Annotated in this window: 15 protein-coding genes; 13 read left to right on the top strand and 2 right to left on the bottom strand. The window is 62.9% G+C overall.

The window, feature by feature from the left end:
* Positions 1–5: 5 nt before the first annotated feature.
* The 11 genes from CN933_RS10360 (at position 6) to CN933_RS10310 (ending at position 10084) form a co-directional block, all read left to right on the top strand.
* Positions 6–1130, top strand: coding sequence for an ABC transporter substrate-binding protein (locus CN933_RS10360; RefSeq protein WP_018095888.1), 1125 nt, complete (start codon positions 6–8; stop codon positions 1128–1130).
* A gap of 22 nt (positions 1131–1152) precedes the next feature.
* Entirely contained in the window at positions 1153–2283 is a 1131-nt protein-coding gene (locus CN933_RS10355) for an ABC transporter substrate-binding protein (RefSeq protein WP_102761428.1), read from the top strand.
* Between the two features lie 56 nt (positions 2284–2339).
* Positions 2340–3224, top strand: coding sequence for an inositol monophosphatase family protein (locus tag CN933_RS10350; RefSeq protein ID WP_102761427.1), 885 nt, complete (start codon positions 2340–2342; stop codon positions 3222–3224).
* Between the two features lie 39 nt (positions 3225–3263).
* Positions 3264–3905, top strand: a complete 642-nt coding sequence (locus CN933_RS10345) for a dual specificity protein phosphatase family protein (protein ID WP_026168686.1) — start codon at positions 3264–3266, stop codon at positions 3903–3905.
* Positions 3905–4273, top strand: coding sequence for a MurR/RpiR family transcriptional regulator (locus CN933_RS10340; protein ID WP_102761426.1), 369 nt, complete (start codon positions 3905–3907; stop codon positions 4271–4273). Before CN933_RS10345 ends, CN933_RS10340 begins: the two co-directional genes overlap by 1 nt.
* Before the next feature lie 103 nt (positions 4274–4376).
* Complete coding sequence (locus tag CN933_RS10335) at positions 4377–4586, top strand: hypothetical protein (protein ID WP_018095883.1); 210 nt, start codon at positions 4377–4379, stop codon at positions 4584–4586.
* Between the two features lie 222 nt (positions 4587–4808).
* Positions 4809–5498, top strand: coding sequence for a response regulator (locus CN933_RS10330; protein ID WP_003532082.1), 690 nt, complete (start codon positions 4809–4811; stop codon positions 5496–5498).
* 45 nt (positions 5499–5543) lie between these two features.
* Positions 5544–6713: an FIST signal transduction protein gene (locus tag CN933_RS10325; protein WP_018095882.1), complete on the top strand. Its 1170-nt coding sequence runs from the start codon at positions 5544–5546 to the stop codon at positions 6711–6713.
* Positions 6710–8953, top strand: coding sequence for a PAS domain-containing hybrid sensor histidine kinase/response regulator (locus CN933_RS10320; RefSeq protein ID WP_018095881.1), 2244 nt, complete (start codon positions 6710–6712; stop codon positions 8951–8953). The genes CN933_RS10325 and CN933_RS10320 overlap by 4 nt, the downstream gene beginning before the upstream one ends.
* A gap of 106 nt (positions 8954–9059) precedes the next feature.
* Entirely contained in the window at positions 9060–9734 is a 675-nt protein-coding gene (locus tag CN933_RS10315; protein WP_018095880.1) for a hypothetical protein, read from the top strand.
* Positions 9731–10084 carry a hypothetical protein gene (locus tag CN933_RS10310; RefSeq protein WP_018095879.1) on the top strand — a complete coding sequence of 118 codons (354 nt, stop codon included), beginning with the start codon at positions 9731–9733 and terminating at the stop codon, positions 10082–10084. The genes CN933_RS10315 and CN933_RS10310 overlap by 4 nt, the downstream gene beginning before the upstream one ends.
* Before the next feature lie 134 nt (positions 10085–10218).
* Here the strand turns inward: CN933_RS10310 and CN933_RS10305 are convergent, their stop codons facing one another.
* A complete protein-coding gene (locus CN933_RS10305; RefSeq protein ID WP_102761425.1) occupies positions 10219–11031 on the bottom strand; it encodes a quinoprotein dehydrogenase-associated SoxYZ-like carrier in 813 nt (270 codons plus the stop codon).
* A gap of 172 nt (positions 11032–11203) precedes the next feature.
* Here CN933_RS10305 and CN933_RS10300 point away from each other — a divergent pair, with 172 nt between their 5' ends.
* Positions 11204–12262 (top strand): quinoprotein relay system zinc metallohydrolase 2, encoded by a 1059-nt coding sequence (locus CN933_RS10300; RefSeq protein ID WP_102761424.1) that lies wholly within the window; start codon positions 11204–11206, stop codon positions 12260–12262.
* Between the two features lie 122 nt (positions 12263–12384).
* On the opposite strand, the gene CN933_RS10295 is transcribed toward CN933_RS10300, so the two are convergent.
* Entirely contained in the window at positions 12385–13026 is a 642-nt protein-coding gene (locus tag CN933_RS10295; RefSeq protein WP_102761423.1) for a hypothetical protein, read from the bottom strand.
* 170 nt (positions 13027–13196) lie between these two features.
* Between CN933_RS10295 and CN933_RS10290 the strand changes: the two genes are divergently transcribed.
* Positions 13197–13398, top strand: a 202-nt coding sequence (locus CN933_RS10290) for an alcohol dehydrogenase catalytic domain-containing protein (protein ID WP_180980701.1), incomplete at its 3' end; no start/stop codon positions are given.

The following is a 13398-nucleotide window of genomic DNA, read 5'->3' as shown; positions in this document are numbered from 1 at the left end:
AAAATATGAAGCGGAATGTGAGAAGCGGCAGATTTTTGCTTTGCGCGACGGCGATGCTGACCGTGCTTGGCACCGGAGCACGGGCGGAGGAACCTTTCGATATCGACGCCCTTGTCGAGGCGGCCCGCAAGGAAAAGCCGATCACCGTCTATGACAGCACCGGCAAAATCGTCGAGATGGCGAAGAATTTCGCCGACAAATACGACGTCGGCGCGGAGGGCTCGAAGGTCAAGGCATCTGCGCAGCTCGAGATGATCATCCGTGAGGCCCGGGCCAACAACATCCAGGGCGACGTCTCCATCATCAGCGACGCTCCGGCCGCCATGGCGCAGCTCATCCCGCAGGGATTTGCCGAGAGCTGGCTGCCCCCGGATCTCGCAGCGAACATTCCGGCGGAGTACCAGGACCCGTTGACGGTGGTCACCAGCGCCAATGTCTGGGCCTACAATACCGAGCTCTTCGACAAATGCCCGGTCACGAATATCTGGCAGCTGACCGAGCCCGAATGGAAGGGCAAGGTCGCCATGCAGGATCCGCTCGGGAAGGCGTCCTATGTCGACTGGTTCAACCAGATGGCGAAGCACGGCGACGAAGAGGTCGCTGCCGCCTATAAGGCGCTCTACGGCAAGGATATCCAGACCGAGGAGGCAAGCGCGACTGCGGCCTGGGTCAAGGCGCTGGCAGCCAACGCGCCGCTCCTGACCGATGCGGACGCCGCGGCGGCCGATGCGGTCGGGGCGCCCGGGCAATCCGAACCTTTCATGGGACTGATGAGCTCCGCGAAGTTCCGCGACAATGCGGAAAAGGGCATGAAGCTCGGCCTCTGCAAGGACCTGAAGCCATGGGTCGGCTGGCTCTATCCGGGCGTCGGGCTGATCACCAAGGGCACGGACAGCCCAAATGCTGCACGCCTCTTCATCCACTACGTCATGACGGCCGAAGGGATCGCTCCGCAGGCCGTCGACGGCAAGATGTCGACCAACAGGGAAGTGGCCCCGCCGGCGGACGAACCGTCGGGGATAGCGACCGTTCTCGACCAGCTTCTGCCCTACAGCATGGCGACCAGCCTCGACGACTGGGACGCGCGTGAGACGTGGCAGGATTTCTGGCGCGTGCACTATCAAAAATAGAGGCCGGAAGCGGGAGGAGATGATGAAGGCGCATGTTCACAGGATAGGGCGGACGGCGGTGGCCGCCCTCGTACTCGCAGCCGGAGTGATTTCGGCAACGGCTGTTGCGGCAGACGGGTTCGACCTCGATCGCGTGATCGCGGCGGCAAGGAACGAAAAACCGATCACCATCTATGACAGCACCGGCAAGATCGTCGAGATGGCGGAAAATTTCAGCGCCAAGTACGGGGTGAAGGCGACCGGCATGAAGGTGTCGGCGAACAGCCAGCTCGAAATGATCATCCGCGAGGCGCAGGCGGACAATGTGCAGGGCGACGTCGTCCTGATCACCGACGCGCCGGCAGCCTTGGCGCAGCTCCTGCCGGAGGAATTCGTGCAGAGTTATCTGCCGGAGGACATGACTGCCAAGATACCGGCGCAGTTTCGAAATCCGCTGGCGATTTCGACCAACGCCAATGTCTGGGCCTACAACACGGAAGCCTATGACAAATGCCCGGTTTCCAACATATGGGAACTGACGGAGCCGAGGTGGAAGGGCAAGGTCGCGCTCGTCGACCCGCTGACGAAGAGCACCTATACCGACTGGTTCAACCAGATGGAGGCGCATGGCGACGACAAGGTCGCCGCCGCCTACAAGGCGCATTTCGGCAAGGATTTGCATACGGAGGAGAAAAGTGCATCCGCCGCCTGGATCAAGGCGCTGGCCGAGAATGCGCCGCTTGCGACGGACGGCGACGATCCCGTGGCCGAGGCCGTGGGCGCGCCGGGGCAGAAGGCGCCGTTCTTCGGCCTCCTGAGCTCGGCCAAGTTCCGCGACAACGAAGCCAAGGGCTACAAGCTCGGCATCTGCAAGGATCTCGACCCCTGGATCGGCTGGACCTACGTCAAGCTCGGGCTGATCGCCTCCAAGACAGAGAGCCCGAACGCCGCCAGGCTCTTCGTCCATTATATCCTTACGGAGGAAGGCATCGCCCCGCAGATGAAGGACGGCAAGCTGCCGACCAACATCGACATCAAGATGCCCGCCGACGAGCCGTCCGGATTGATGGCCGTGTCCGGTCGGCTCTTCGGCTACGATTCATCCATCGGCCTCAGCGACTTCGACCGGCGCGAGGAGTGGCAGGACTTCTGGCGCAGCAATTACAGCAAGTGACCGCGTTCCGGCGCGGGTGTCGCGCCGGGCTTTCCTCCAACAGACTGGGATATCCAATGCAGCAAAGTCCGCCTTCCGGGCCGATGATCGCCGATCGCCGTGCCGTCGCTCTCTCGCAGCGCCTTGCGGAGACCGCGCGGGGAGCTGCCCTTGCGGTCCGAGCGCCCCTTCTCGAGGCGTTCCGTTTCGAAATGGCGGTGGACTACAAGACCGATCTGCACGACATCGTGACTGTCCACGACCGGCGGGCGGAGGCGATCATTCGAGCTTATATATTCGAGCATGAGCCGAACTCGGCGGTCATGGGCGAGGAGGGCGGCCAGACGGGCGACGGCGAGTTCCAGTGGTATGTCGACCCGATCGACGGGACGGCGAATTTCGCGCGCGGAATTGCCTTCTGGTGCGTATCGGTCGCCGTGGTCAAGGATGGGGCCGTGCTCGCCGGCGCCGTCTACGACCCGGTGGCGGACCTCATGTTCTCGGCCGATCTCGAAAAGGCGGAGCTGAACGGCAAGGCACTCGCTTCGCGTGCCGCCGGTGACGAAAAGCGCGCCACTCTGATCACGGGCTACCCGGTTGCGCGTGATTTCCGGCTCGACGGCCGCGAGGCGGCGCTTGCCAATTTCGGAGCATTGACGGAAACCTTCTCGACACTGCGCCGGCCCGGAAGCGCGGCGCTCAGCATCGCCCATGTGGCGGCCGGATGGGCGGACGCCGCGGCCGGCTTCGGCGTCAACGCCTGGGACGTCGCCGCCGCAACGCTCATCCTCAGGAATGCCGGCGGGCGATACGAGCCGCTAACCCTCGGCAAGGTGGCGGTCGATGCCGCGGATTTCATGTGCCCGGGCTATATCGCCACCGGGAGAGGGGCGGATTATCCGACCCTCGAGCGGGTCGCCCGATCGATCTCGGCGTCACGGATCGCAAAGGCCGGACATTAGCAGGCGCATCGACGCAGTCAGACACAGCGCGACGACCTTATGTCGGCGCCGGAGAAAAGCATGCAGCACTTGGAAACAGACCCGCAATCGATCGACGCCGAACTTCCGAAGCTCAGCCTGGTCTACGAGAAGCATCCGCTCTACGGCGTCGATCTCTTCATCAGCGGCAAGGAAGGCGCGAGCGATCTCGATCTGCTGCGCCGGAACGGCGTCACCACCGTGGTCAATTGTGCGGTCAACCTGGATTTCAACTATGTGCGGCAGGCTGACTTGGTATCGGATCACCAAGGCAGCGCCTACGGACCCGGGGAGATCCGCTATTATAAGATCGGCTTGATCGACGGTTCCGGCAACCCGGACACGCAGATGGTCGCGGCCTATTACATTCTGCGCGCCGCCCTGGAGCAGATCTTGCCGGAGAAGCCGTCCTATCCGAGGCGGGAACGTGGCAACGTGCTTGTCAATTGCCGGGGAGGACGATCGCGTTCGGTGATCGTCATGGCGCTGTTTCTGCACCTGACGCTTCCTTCGGAATTCTCGACGCTTGCCGGCGCGATCGCGCACATTCGCGAGCGCCGCGAACTCGCGCGAGCAGAGTGGTACAAGGCCCCGAAACCCGTTCTCATCGAGGCCGCAGCCCGTGCGGCGGAGTGGGTGCGGCTGATCGAGGATGTCCGTTGATGGCTTTGCTGTCCGCAACGGCCGAGGAGAAAGAAACCGATCGCAAGGCAATGAGCTGCCGATCCGGAAGAATGCCTCCCTCCAATCTTCGCGAACTGAATGCCATGATCGCGAACAGGGAGGTGGTCTTTCCCGGCGAACGCAAGCGCGTCATGCGCGCCATACTCGACCATCCCGACATCATCGCCTTCGGCACGGCGACTTCGATAGCGGATGAGTGCGGCGTGTCCACGGCCACGGTCGTGCGTCTGGCGGGTCACCTCGGTTTCAGGAAGTTCCGCGATTTCAAGAACCTGTTTTGCGATCATCTGAAAGAAACGCGCGCCCTGCCGCAACGGATGCTCCGCTCGCCTCCCCGATCACGATGATCCGCGGCCGCGCATGCCCACCGCTTCGGCCGGCGGCTGGCGCATTCACGCGTGGACGGTTATATTGGTCCGTGCGTAAGCTTCATCCGAAACGGGAGAAGTCATGGACCCGGTGACGCTCGTACTGACCGTATGCCTTGCAACGGCACCCGAAAAATGCCGGGAGGAAACGCTGCAGTTTCAGGACCTGAGGTCGTTGAATCAATGCATGTTCCAGTCCGCGGTGTACATCGCCGAATGGTCCGAGCAGCATCCGGCGCTTCGCGTCAAGAAGTGGCGATGCAGGGTTGCGGATGCGAGCCGCCCCGTCTGAATAGCTGGGCCCCCTGAACGAGGCGCTTGAATCTCGCAAGCGTATCGCCGACAGTGTAGCGTCGCATGGCAAATCTCGGAATTGCCCGGGGTGGAAAACTGTGCGACAACGATTCGCGTCGTGCTGGGGAGAGTACGACGGCCTGGGAGAGAGATATTCTCGGTGAACTCGGAGTGGCTTTGAGTCGCTCTCTTGGCTTGGAAGTATCTCGGGAGGAGAGCCATGCCGCGGACAGCCTTGCCCGTTCATTCGCTTTCGATAAAGTCGGCCCTGGTGATCGATGATCATCCGCTCTACTGCGATGCTCTGGCCGCGACGATGGAAAGCACCTTCAATACGCGCCGTATCAGAACGGCGACGTCGCTGAGCGAAGCGCTGCAGCAGCTCAGGATGCGCTTCTCGCCCGATCTGATCATGCTGGATCTGAACCTGCCCGATGCGTCCGGCTTGAGCGGTTTTCTGAAAATCAAGGAGAAGATGCCCGATATTCCGGTCATCGTGATCTCCGCCTTCACGTCGAAGGACGTGGTTCAATCGGTCATCGCCGCCGGTGCGGCGGGGTTCATCCCCAAGGACATCGACCGTCATAATTTCCAGGAAGCGATGCAGGATATCTGGAACGGCAAGACCTATGTGCCGCCCGGCTATGCGGTGCCGGCGCGCGCGACGGCCACGGACCAGTCTGTGGAGACGATCTCGCGCAAGATCGCCCATCTGTCGCAGCAGCAGACCCGCATTCTGAGCCTGATCTGCGAAGGCATGCCGAACAAGCTGATCGCCTACGAGATGCAACTGGCCGAGGCGACCGTCAAGGCGCATATCACGGCGCTTCTGCGCCGGCTGGGCGTCCACAATCGCACCCAGGCGGCGATGCTGGTACGCGAAGTATCGATCCGCCACAGCCTGCAGTGAGGTGTGCCCCGGCCTGCCGGGATGGGAGTTGGAGGGTGACGGTGCATGACGGCTGTCGACGATCTTGACCGCAAACCCGCCGAGGCGGTGCGGCTCGCGACATCACGCGCCGATGATGCGTTCACCGCCCTCGCCGAAATCAGACGGCAGCTCGCCACGGCGAGGCCGAGCTTCATCTTTCTGTTCGTGCCGGACCGGCTGCAGCCGGAAGACCTTGCCGCTGCGCTCAGAAAGTCGCTGCCGAATACGGTCGTCTTCGGCTGCACGACAGCCGGCCAGATCACGCCGCGCGGCTATGAAAACGATACTCTGCTGGCGGTCGCCTTCCAGCGGCATCATTTTCGGGTGGCCTCGATCCTGTTCCAACCGATTTCCCCGGTCTCGATTGCCGATGTCGTTTCGCAGACCGAGCGGCTCGCCACACAGTTCCGCGTGACGCCGGGCCGCAAGCGGCTGGCGCTGATCTTCGCCGACGGATTGTCCAAGCAGGAGGATATTCTGGTGGCGGCCCTGGAGGCGGGGCTGAAGGACATTCCCGTCTTTGGCGGTTCGGCGGGCGACGGGCTGCGGTTCCAGCGCACCCAGGTGCTTCGCAACGGTGAATTCCACAGCAATGCCGCGCTCCTCCTGCTGCTCGAAACCGATCTGGAGTTCAGCGGTCTCGGCTTCGATCATTTTCAGCCCACCGACAAACGCATGGTGGTTACCCGCGCGGTCCCCGAGGAACGGCTGGTCCTGGAGATCAACGGTTCGCCGGCGGCGGAGGAATATGCCCGGCTGGTCAAGGTGCCGGTCGGCGAATTGTCGCCGATGGTCTTCGCCGAGAATCCGGTACTGGTGCGCAACGGCAATCTCTATCACGTGCGGGCGATCCAGCAGATTCAAGGCGAGCACGGGCTCACCTTCCTGTCGGCGATCGACGATGGTCTGCTGTTGCGCCTCGGCCGCGGCAAGGAAATCATCCGAACGCTCGAGACGGGGCTGGCGGTCAGCGGCCATGACGGCGAGGCCCCGGATTTCATCCTCGGTTTCGATTGTTATCTGCGCAAGCTCGAGATCGAGCGCAAAGGTCTGGACAGCGAGGTTTCCGAGCAGTTGCGGCAGCGCCGGGTCGTCGGCTTCAACACCTATGGAGAACAGCATCTCGGCGTGCACGTGAACCAGACCTTTGTCGGCGTCGCCTTTTTCCGGCCGAAGGCGGGAGCGCCGCTATGATCGATCCGAACGAGCCCTACGAACTTCAGATCGCCAAGCAGGCAAGGATCATCGAGGCGCTGGTCAACCGGGCCGAGCGCGGCCACGAAGTCGGGGGCTCCGCCTATTCGCTGTTCGAATCCGCCATCGCCCTTCAGGCGGAGGTCTGGGAAAAGACCAAGGATCTCGAAAAGGCTCTCGATACGCTCGACCGGGCCTCGAGCGAGCTCGAGGTCGCCTACCAGGCGCAGGAGCGGATTCAGAGAAATCTCGCCGATGCCATGGTGGCGATGGAGGACGGCTTCGCACTTTTTTCCGAGGAACGACTGCAGGCGTGCAATGCGCAGTTCCGCAATTTGCTGCCCGACGTGGAGCCGCTGATCAAGCCCGGCCTCGGTTTCGACGACTATCTGGCAGCGGTCAACGCAAGCAAGTATCTGAACCGGGAGGAGAATGGCCTGGCGGGCCGGCCTCAGCCGGTGGCGAAGGGGCAGGGATCCGGCCAGCGCTTTTCGTCCTTCGTGATGGTGCTGCGGAACGATCGCTGGTTCCAGATTTCCTATCGGCAGACCAGTTCCGGCAATATCACGGTGCTTCAGACCGAAATCACCGACATCGTGCGGGAGAACCGGCGCGAGAAGAACCGCCTGATCGACCAGCAGTCCCATCTGCTGCAGGCGGCCTTCGATCACATGTCGCTCGGCGTCTGCACGTTTTCGTCAGGCGGCGAATTGCTGGTACGCAACGAGCGCTTCGGTGAGCTTCTCGGCGTGCCGCTTGCGCTTCTGAAAAAGGGAAGTCCCTTTCAGCGCATCGTCGAACATGTCGAGCGCCACGAGATTCTCGACCGGGAAGGGCGCCGATCCAGGGTCGCCGGCTGGTTCAAGGCGGTGCGCCGCGGCGAGGCGGTGCAGGAGCGCTTCCGCCGGCGCGACGGCATGAGCCTCGACATCCGCATCCATTCCCTGCCCGATGACGGTTTCATCGTTTCGATCATGGACGTGACGGCAGAGACGCAGGCCTCGGCGCTTCTGGAGCAACGGGTGCAGGAGCGCACGGCCGAATTGACCGAGGCCAATCGCCTGCTGCAGATACACGCCGACGAGCAGACCAAGATCGAGGCGGCGCTTCGGCACGCCAAGGAGGCTGCCGAGGCAGCCCACACGTCCAAGACCCGCTTTCTGGCGGCTGCCAGTCATGATCTCCTTCAGCCGATCAACGCCGCGAAACTCTATCTGTCGATGCTGACGGACAAGGGGGGGCAGCCGGGCACGGAGGAGGTGGTCAGGCGCCTGAAGCGATCCTTCACCTCGATCGAATCGCTCCTGCAGGCGCTTCTCGACATTTCGCGCCTCGACAGTTCGGGAGCCGAGTTCAACGTCACCTCGTTCAATCTCGGCAACCTGCTGCAGGGCGTGGCCGAGGATCTGGCGCCCCTGGCAACGGAAAGGGGGATCGACCTTCGGATCGTGCCTTCCTCACGCTGGATCAGCAGCGATCAGCGCTACCTGATGCGCTGCGTCCAGAACCTTGTCGTGAACGCCATTCAATACACGGAGCGCGGCCGTGTCCTGGTCGGTTGCCGGCTGACGGGCGATGCCGTGCGAATAGAAGTGTGGGACACCGGCGTCGGAATATCCGAGGAAGACCGGACACGGATATTCAAGGAGTTCACCCGGGCAAGCGGCGCGGCAAAAGGTCCGGGCATGGGACTTGGTCTGTCGATCGTCGAGCGGGCATGCAGGCATCTCGATCACCCCATCCGGCTGGCATCGCAGCCGGGCCGGGGCTCCGTCTTCTCGATCGAAGTGCCGCTGGCCGCGCCCGGCCATGCCAGCGTCAGCGAGGATCCGAGGATGGAGCCGATGCTCGACGGCAGCCTCGATCTGATCGTGATGATCGTCGAAAACGATGCCGACGAGCTGCACGCGATGACTCAGGTTCTGGAAAGCTGGGGAGCCAGCGTTCTGGCGGCGGACTCGACTGCAGATGCGGCGGCGCTGATGCAGGAAATCGGCACGGCCCCCGACATCTTGCTGGTCGATTATCAGCTCGACGAAGAGGACAACGGCATAGAAACCATCCATACGCTGCGCGCGCTCGCGGGAGCCGAAATACCGGCGATCATCATTTCCGCCAACCGGCAGCGGCAATTCCTGCAGCTCTGTAACGAAATGTCCTTCGCCGTGCTCACCAAGCCGGTGCAGCTGGTGCGGCTCAGGGCGCTGATCGACTGGAAGACCCGGGCCCGCGTGGCGTGAGACAAACACAGACAAAGGTATCCGATGACATTGCCGGGGCCGCTGCTAGGCTCGAAGCCGGTAAACGGAGCCTCGGAACGGGTCACAATCAGACGGTGGATCTGCGATGCGTATTTTTCTCCTGATCGCTCTATTCCTGCTGGGGCAGGGGCACGGACCCGCGGCTGCTGCGGAGACCTACGAGCTCCTCTTCCATTCGGCGGCGTTGAAAGGGCTCGCCGCGGCGAAGGACGGTTCCGGAGACGAGCAGAGTTCGCTCCTCTACGACAAGGTCGTGTCGGGGGCCGATGCAGGGCAGAGAGCCGGCAGCTTCACGATCGGCCTCAAGGTTGGCGACAACGTCGCGATGACGCTCCATCAGGGCAGCCAGTCCCGGGGGCTCGGCAACTATCCAGCCTCGGTCGGCAATCCGCTGATCATGTATTTTCTCGAAAGCGTGCTTTCCGATCTTGCGGCACAATCCGGCGGCAGTCCCTTCTACATGCGCAACCGCGTCAAGGAAGCCCTGCTGCGGGATGCGCAGATCGAGCCGGTATCGCTGCGCTATCACGACCGTGAAATCGCCGCGCGCGAGGTGACGATCCGGCCGTTCGAACACGACAAGGCGCGCGCGCAAATGGGGCGGATCTCGCAGTTGTCGCTCGCCGTCACCGTGTCGGAAGAGATTCCCGGCTGGTATTATGCGCTGGTGGCCACCGTTCCTTCGGCGGCGGGCGGGGCCGAGGCCGGCTATTCCCACGCGATCACCTTGAAAGAAGCTGCGGAGGGCGGCCGGCCATGATGCGCGCCGCCCTGACAGCGCTCGCAATCGCGACGGCGGCAATCCCCGCACGCGGACAGAGCATGTCCGAGCGCCTCAACGATTACCCCACCGAGGTCCGGGCGGACTATGTGTTCGGCTGCATGGCCGCCAACGGCCAGAGCCGGGAAGTCTTGAGCAAATGCGCCTGCTCGATCGATGTGATCGCATCGATCCTGCCCTATGACAAATATGTCCAGGCTGAAACGGTGCTGTCTCTCCAGCAGGGGAGCGGTGAACAGCTGGCCATGTTCAAGTCGGCGGTCGTGCCACGCACCATGGTCGCGGATCTGAGACGCGCCCAGGCGGAGGCGGAGATGCTGTGCTTCTAGAGCACTTCCAGGAAAAGTGTGTAACGGTTTTCCGTCCGGAAGTGCGTGGACCAAAGGATTAGAGCACTTCCAGGAAAAGTGTGTAACGGTTTTCCGTCCGGAAGTGCGTGACCTCAGGCTAATTCAGCTCGCATTCAGGCGGGCGGCGTCTTCGGCAGGACGCGGTCGAAGACATTGCCGTCCGTATCGACCGCATGGACCGTGAAGTCCGGGGCACCATTATCGGTATAGCTGAAGCGGAACACCGGATTTTCACTGATCGATATCCCGCCGTCGAGCGAGAACAGAAGCTCGTCTCCCTGCTTCACGACCAATTCCGTGATGAATTTCGCACCGACGAAGAGCTGGGTGATCTGGTCGCGCTGGAGACCGGAATAGTTCGGATGGCGGATCATGATCTGCGCCTCGCGGCGGGCTTTCTGTCCGTCCCCCTTGCCGTCGAAGAGCTTCAGCCGCATCTCTCCCATATCCTTCAGCGCCGCGACCGGGTCCTTTGTGGCGGGCGCCGAGCAGCCGCCGGATGCCTTGACGAAGCGGCCATTCATGAAAATGCCCCGCGGCGTTTCGGCGATCGCCCGGACGTTGGAATATTGGTTGACGCGCACGCGGGTTTCGAATTTCAGCGGTGCCATCGCGGGGCCGAAGACGATTTCGGCGGCCACCGGCGCCGGGTTCTCGTCGATCACCAGCTTGAGGGATTCGATCGGATCCGCCGCGGCGTCCGTCTGCTCGATCGTGATCGGCACCGTCGCGGCGTCGTTGGCGCGGTAGGGCGCGGTGACGGAGAACAGGGCGGCGCCGTCGAGAATGGGCGCTTCGCCGACGACGTCGCCCTTCAAATCTTGCCATGTCGCGCCGTCTGCTAGCGGGTTGTTCGGCTTCTCCGGCTCGGCAAGTGCGAGGCTTGCCGATAGCATGGCGGGAACAAGCGCGAGAATGAGCTTCATGGTTCAAAGCCCCCTTTTGGACAGGCTGCGAGTATCTTATAGCATAGAACGAGATGCCCGGGAGCAGAAGCGAGCCTTTCGGATATGTTGTCTGACGCGACCGGCGGCCGCAATCTTGGTGATTGCCGGGTTTGGGTAACGCCCACTTTTTCGAGAATGCCGGGGGCTCAAGGTGTTCGAAGCATTCGTGACGATGTGCATCCTTGCTGCAGCAGCACCTGACGCGCCGCCGAGCGAGATCTGCCGGGTGGCACTGCTGCCCGGCTTTGCGGCGGAGACGAAAGCGGGGTGCGAGCATGCGCTGCATTCCGTCACGCGCAAGCCGGGCGACTGGACCGAGAAGCCGCCATTTTGTGCCCCGAGGCCCAGCTCGGCCCTCTCCTTCAGCGAGGCGGCCCCAGGGGTCTTCCTGCATCGCGGCCGGGTGGCGGAGCCGGATGCGGAAAACGGCGGCGACATGTCCAACTTCGGCTTCGTCGTGGGGTCGCGCAGCGTTGCCGTGATCGATTCCGGCGGCGCGCGCAAGCTCGGAGAAGAGATCTATCTGGCGATCCGCGAACGAAGTCGCCTGCCGATCAGTCACCTGATCCTGACGCACATGCACCCGGACCACGTCTTCGGCGCCGAGCCGCTCCGCGAGGCAGGAGCGGCAGTGATTGGCCAGGCCAATTTGCCGCGTGCGCTCGCCGACCGCGCCGAAAACTATCGCGCAAGCTACGCCCGGCGGATCGGCGAGGCGGCTTTCCTGGGCAGCCGCATAGTCGCACCGGATCGGGCGATAGCGCAGCAGGAGGCGATCGACCTCGGCGGCAGGGTGCTGGAGCTGCGCACCTGGCCGACGGCGCACACCTCTACCGACCTCACCGTCTTCGACCGGACGTCCGGCATTCTTTTCGCCGGCGATCTGCTGTTCGACAGGCACGCGCCGGCCCTCGACGGATCGCTGCGCGGCTGGCTCGCCGCTCTTTCCGAAATGAAGGGGCTGGGCGCGCGGAAGGTCGTACCGGGCCATGGAGGGCCGCTGCTCGACTGGCCTGAGGCCGCCGCGCCGCTCGAACGCTATCTCCGTGTTCTGGAGTCCGATACGAAGAAAGCGCTCGACGACGGCCTGGCGCTCGGGGAAGCAAGCGAGGTCATCGGTCAAAGCGATTCGGAGCGATGGCGCCTGTTCGACCTCTTGAACCCGCAAAACGCCACGTCCGCCTATACGGAGATGGAGTGGGATCCTTAGAGCACTCTCAGGAAAAGTGCGTAGGGCCTTCCGTGCGGAAGTGACCAGATTCAAAGCGTGGGGTGAGAAAGGCGGAATCGCTTCTCGGAAGGCACGATGCGCGGATCCGATGCGTTCAGGCGTCAGTCCGGCATATGCTTCAGCAGCATCTGTGCGATGGCATAGGCGCGTTTTTCCAGAAGCACCGGTGTTTCGCACACATAGGTGAGCGCCTGCGAGCGATCGCGATAGATGCGCTCATCCCAGTCGATCTGTTCCTCCAGCTTGTCGATACGGTCGAAGTCGGGGCTTTTCTCCCGCGAAAGCTTCGCCATCTCGACGCGCGCCTCCTCGATGCGGGACGAGAGCGCGATCTGGCTGCGGGAATAGCGGGCTATCCCCGTGATCAGCCGCTGGCGGGTCGCGGCGATATTGTCGAACACGCCGTAGAAGATGTTGCCGAGCAGTTGACCGTCGACCTGCTTGTTCCGCTCCACAAAGGCCCTGACATGCGCGTCGGCCTCTTCCAGGCTGACCCGGCGAAGCGATAAGGCTTCCACGAGATCGTTTGCTTCGGGCGAAAGAGGCGTGCGGGTCACCGGCGCGGGCCACATCAGGCTCGCCGACAGGTTCTCGACCTTGCGCTGGATACAGGGCCAGTCGGGATCGGAAAAATCCATTGCTGCTGCGATGCCGGGGGCTTGCGTCAGGCAAAGCGCCAGACCGATCGCCAGCTTGAGCGGCAAGCCGCGCATCCGGCGAAGCGCGTGACAGGCGACTCTCATTCTTGATGTCTCCGTGTTCTCACGGGCGCCAGTATAGGGTGACCGGGGACGAAGCCAAAGGTCGCGTTTTACACACTAAGGTCGCAATTGTCTTTGTGCTTTGGCCCGTCTGTAATCTGTGTACAAGCCCTCATAAGGGGCCCTTACATAACGTAGTACCGGAGGAATCCATGCGCACTCGCGCTGCTCTGGCCGTTCAGGCCGGAAAACCCCTTGTCGTGACCGAAGTCGAGCTCGAAGGCCCCCGGGCCGGCGAGGTGCTGGTCGAGGTGAAGGCGACCGGCATCTGCCATACCGACGATTTCACGCTGTCGGGGGCCGATCCGGAGGGGCTGTTCCCGGCGATCCTCGGTCATGAGGGCGCCGGCATCG

The sequence above is a fragment of the Sinorhizobium sp. M4_45 genome (assembly GCF_002885915.1).
Classification (GTDB): Bacteria; Pseudomonadota; Alphaproteobacteria; order Rhizobiales; family Rhizobiaceae; genus Sinorhizobium; species Sinorhizobium meliloti_A.
The sequence above is the reverse complement of the archived record's forward strand: the minus strand, read 5'-3'. Positions and strand labels throughout refer to the sequence as shown.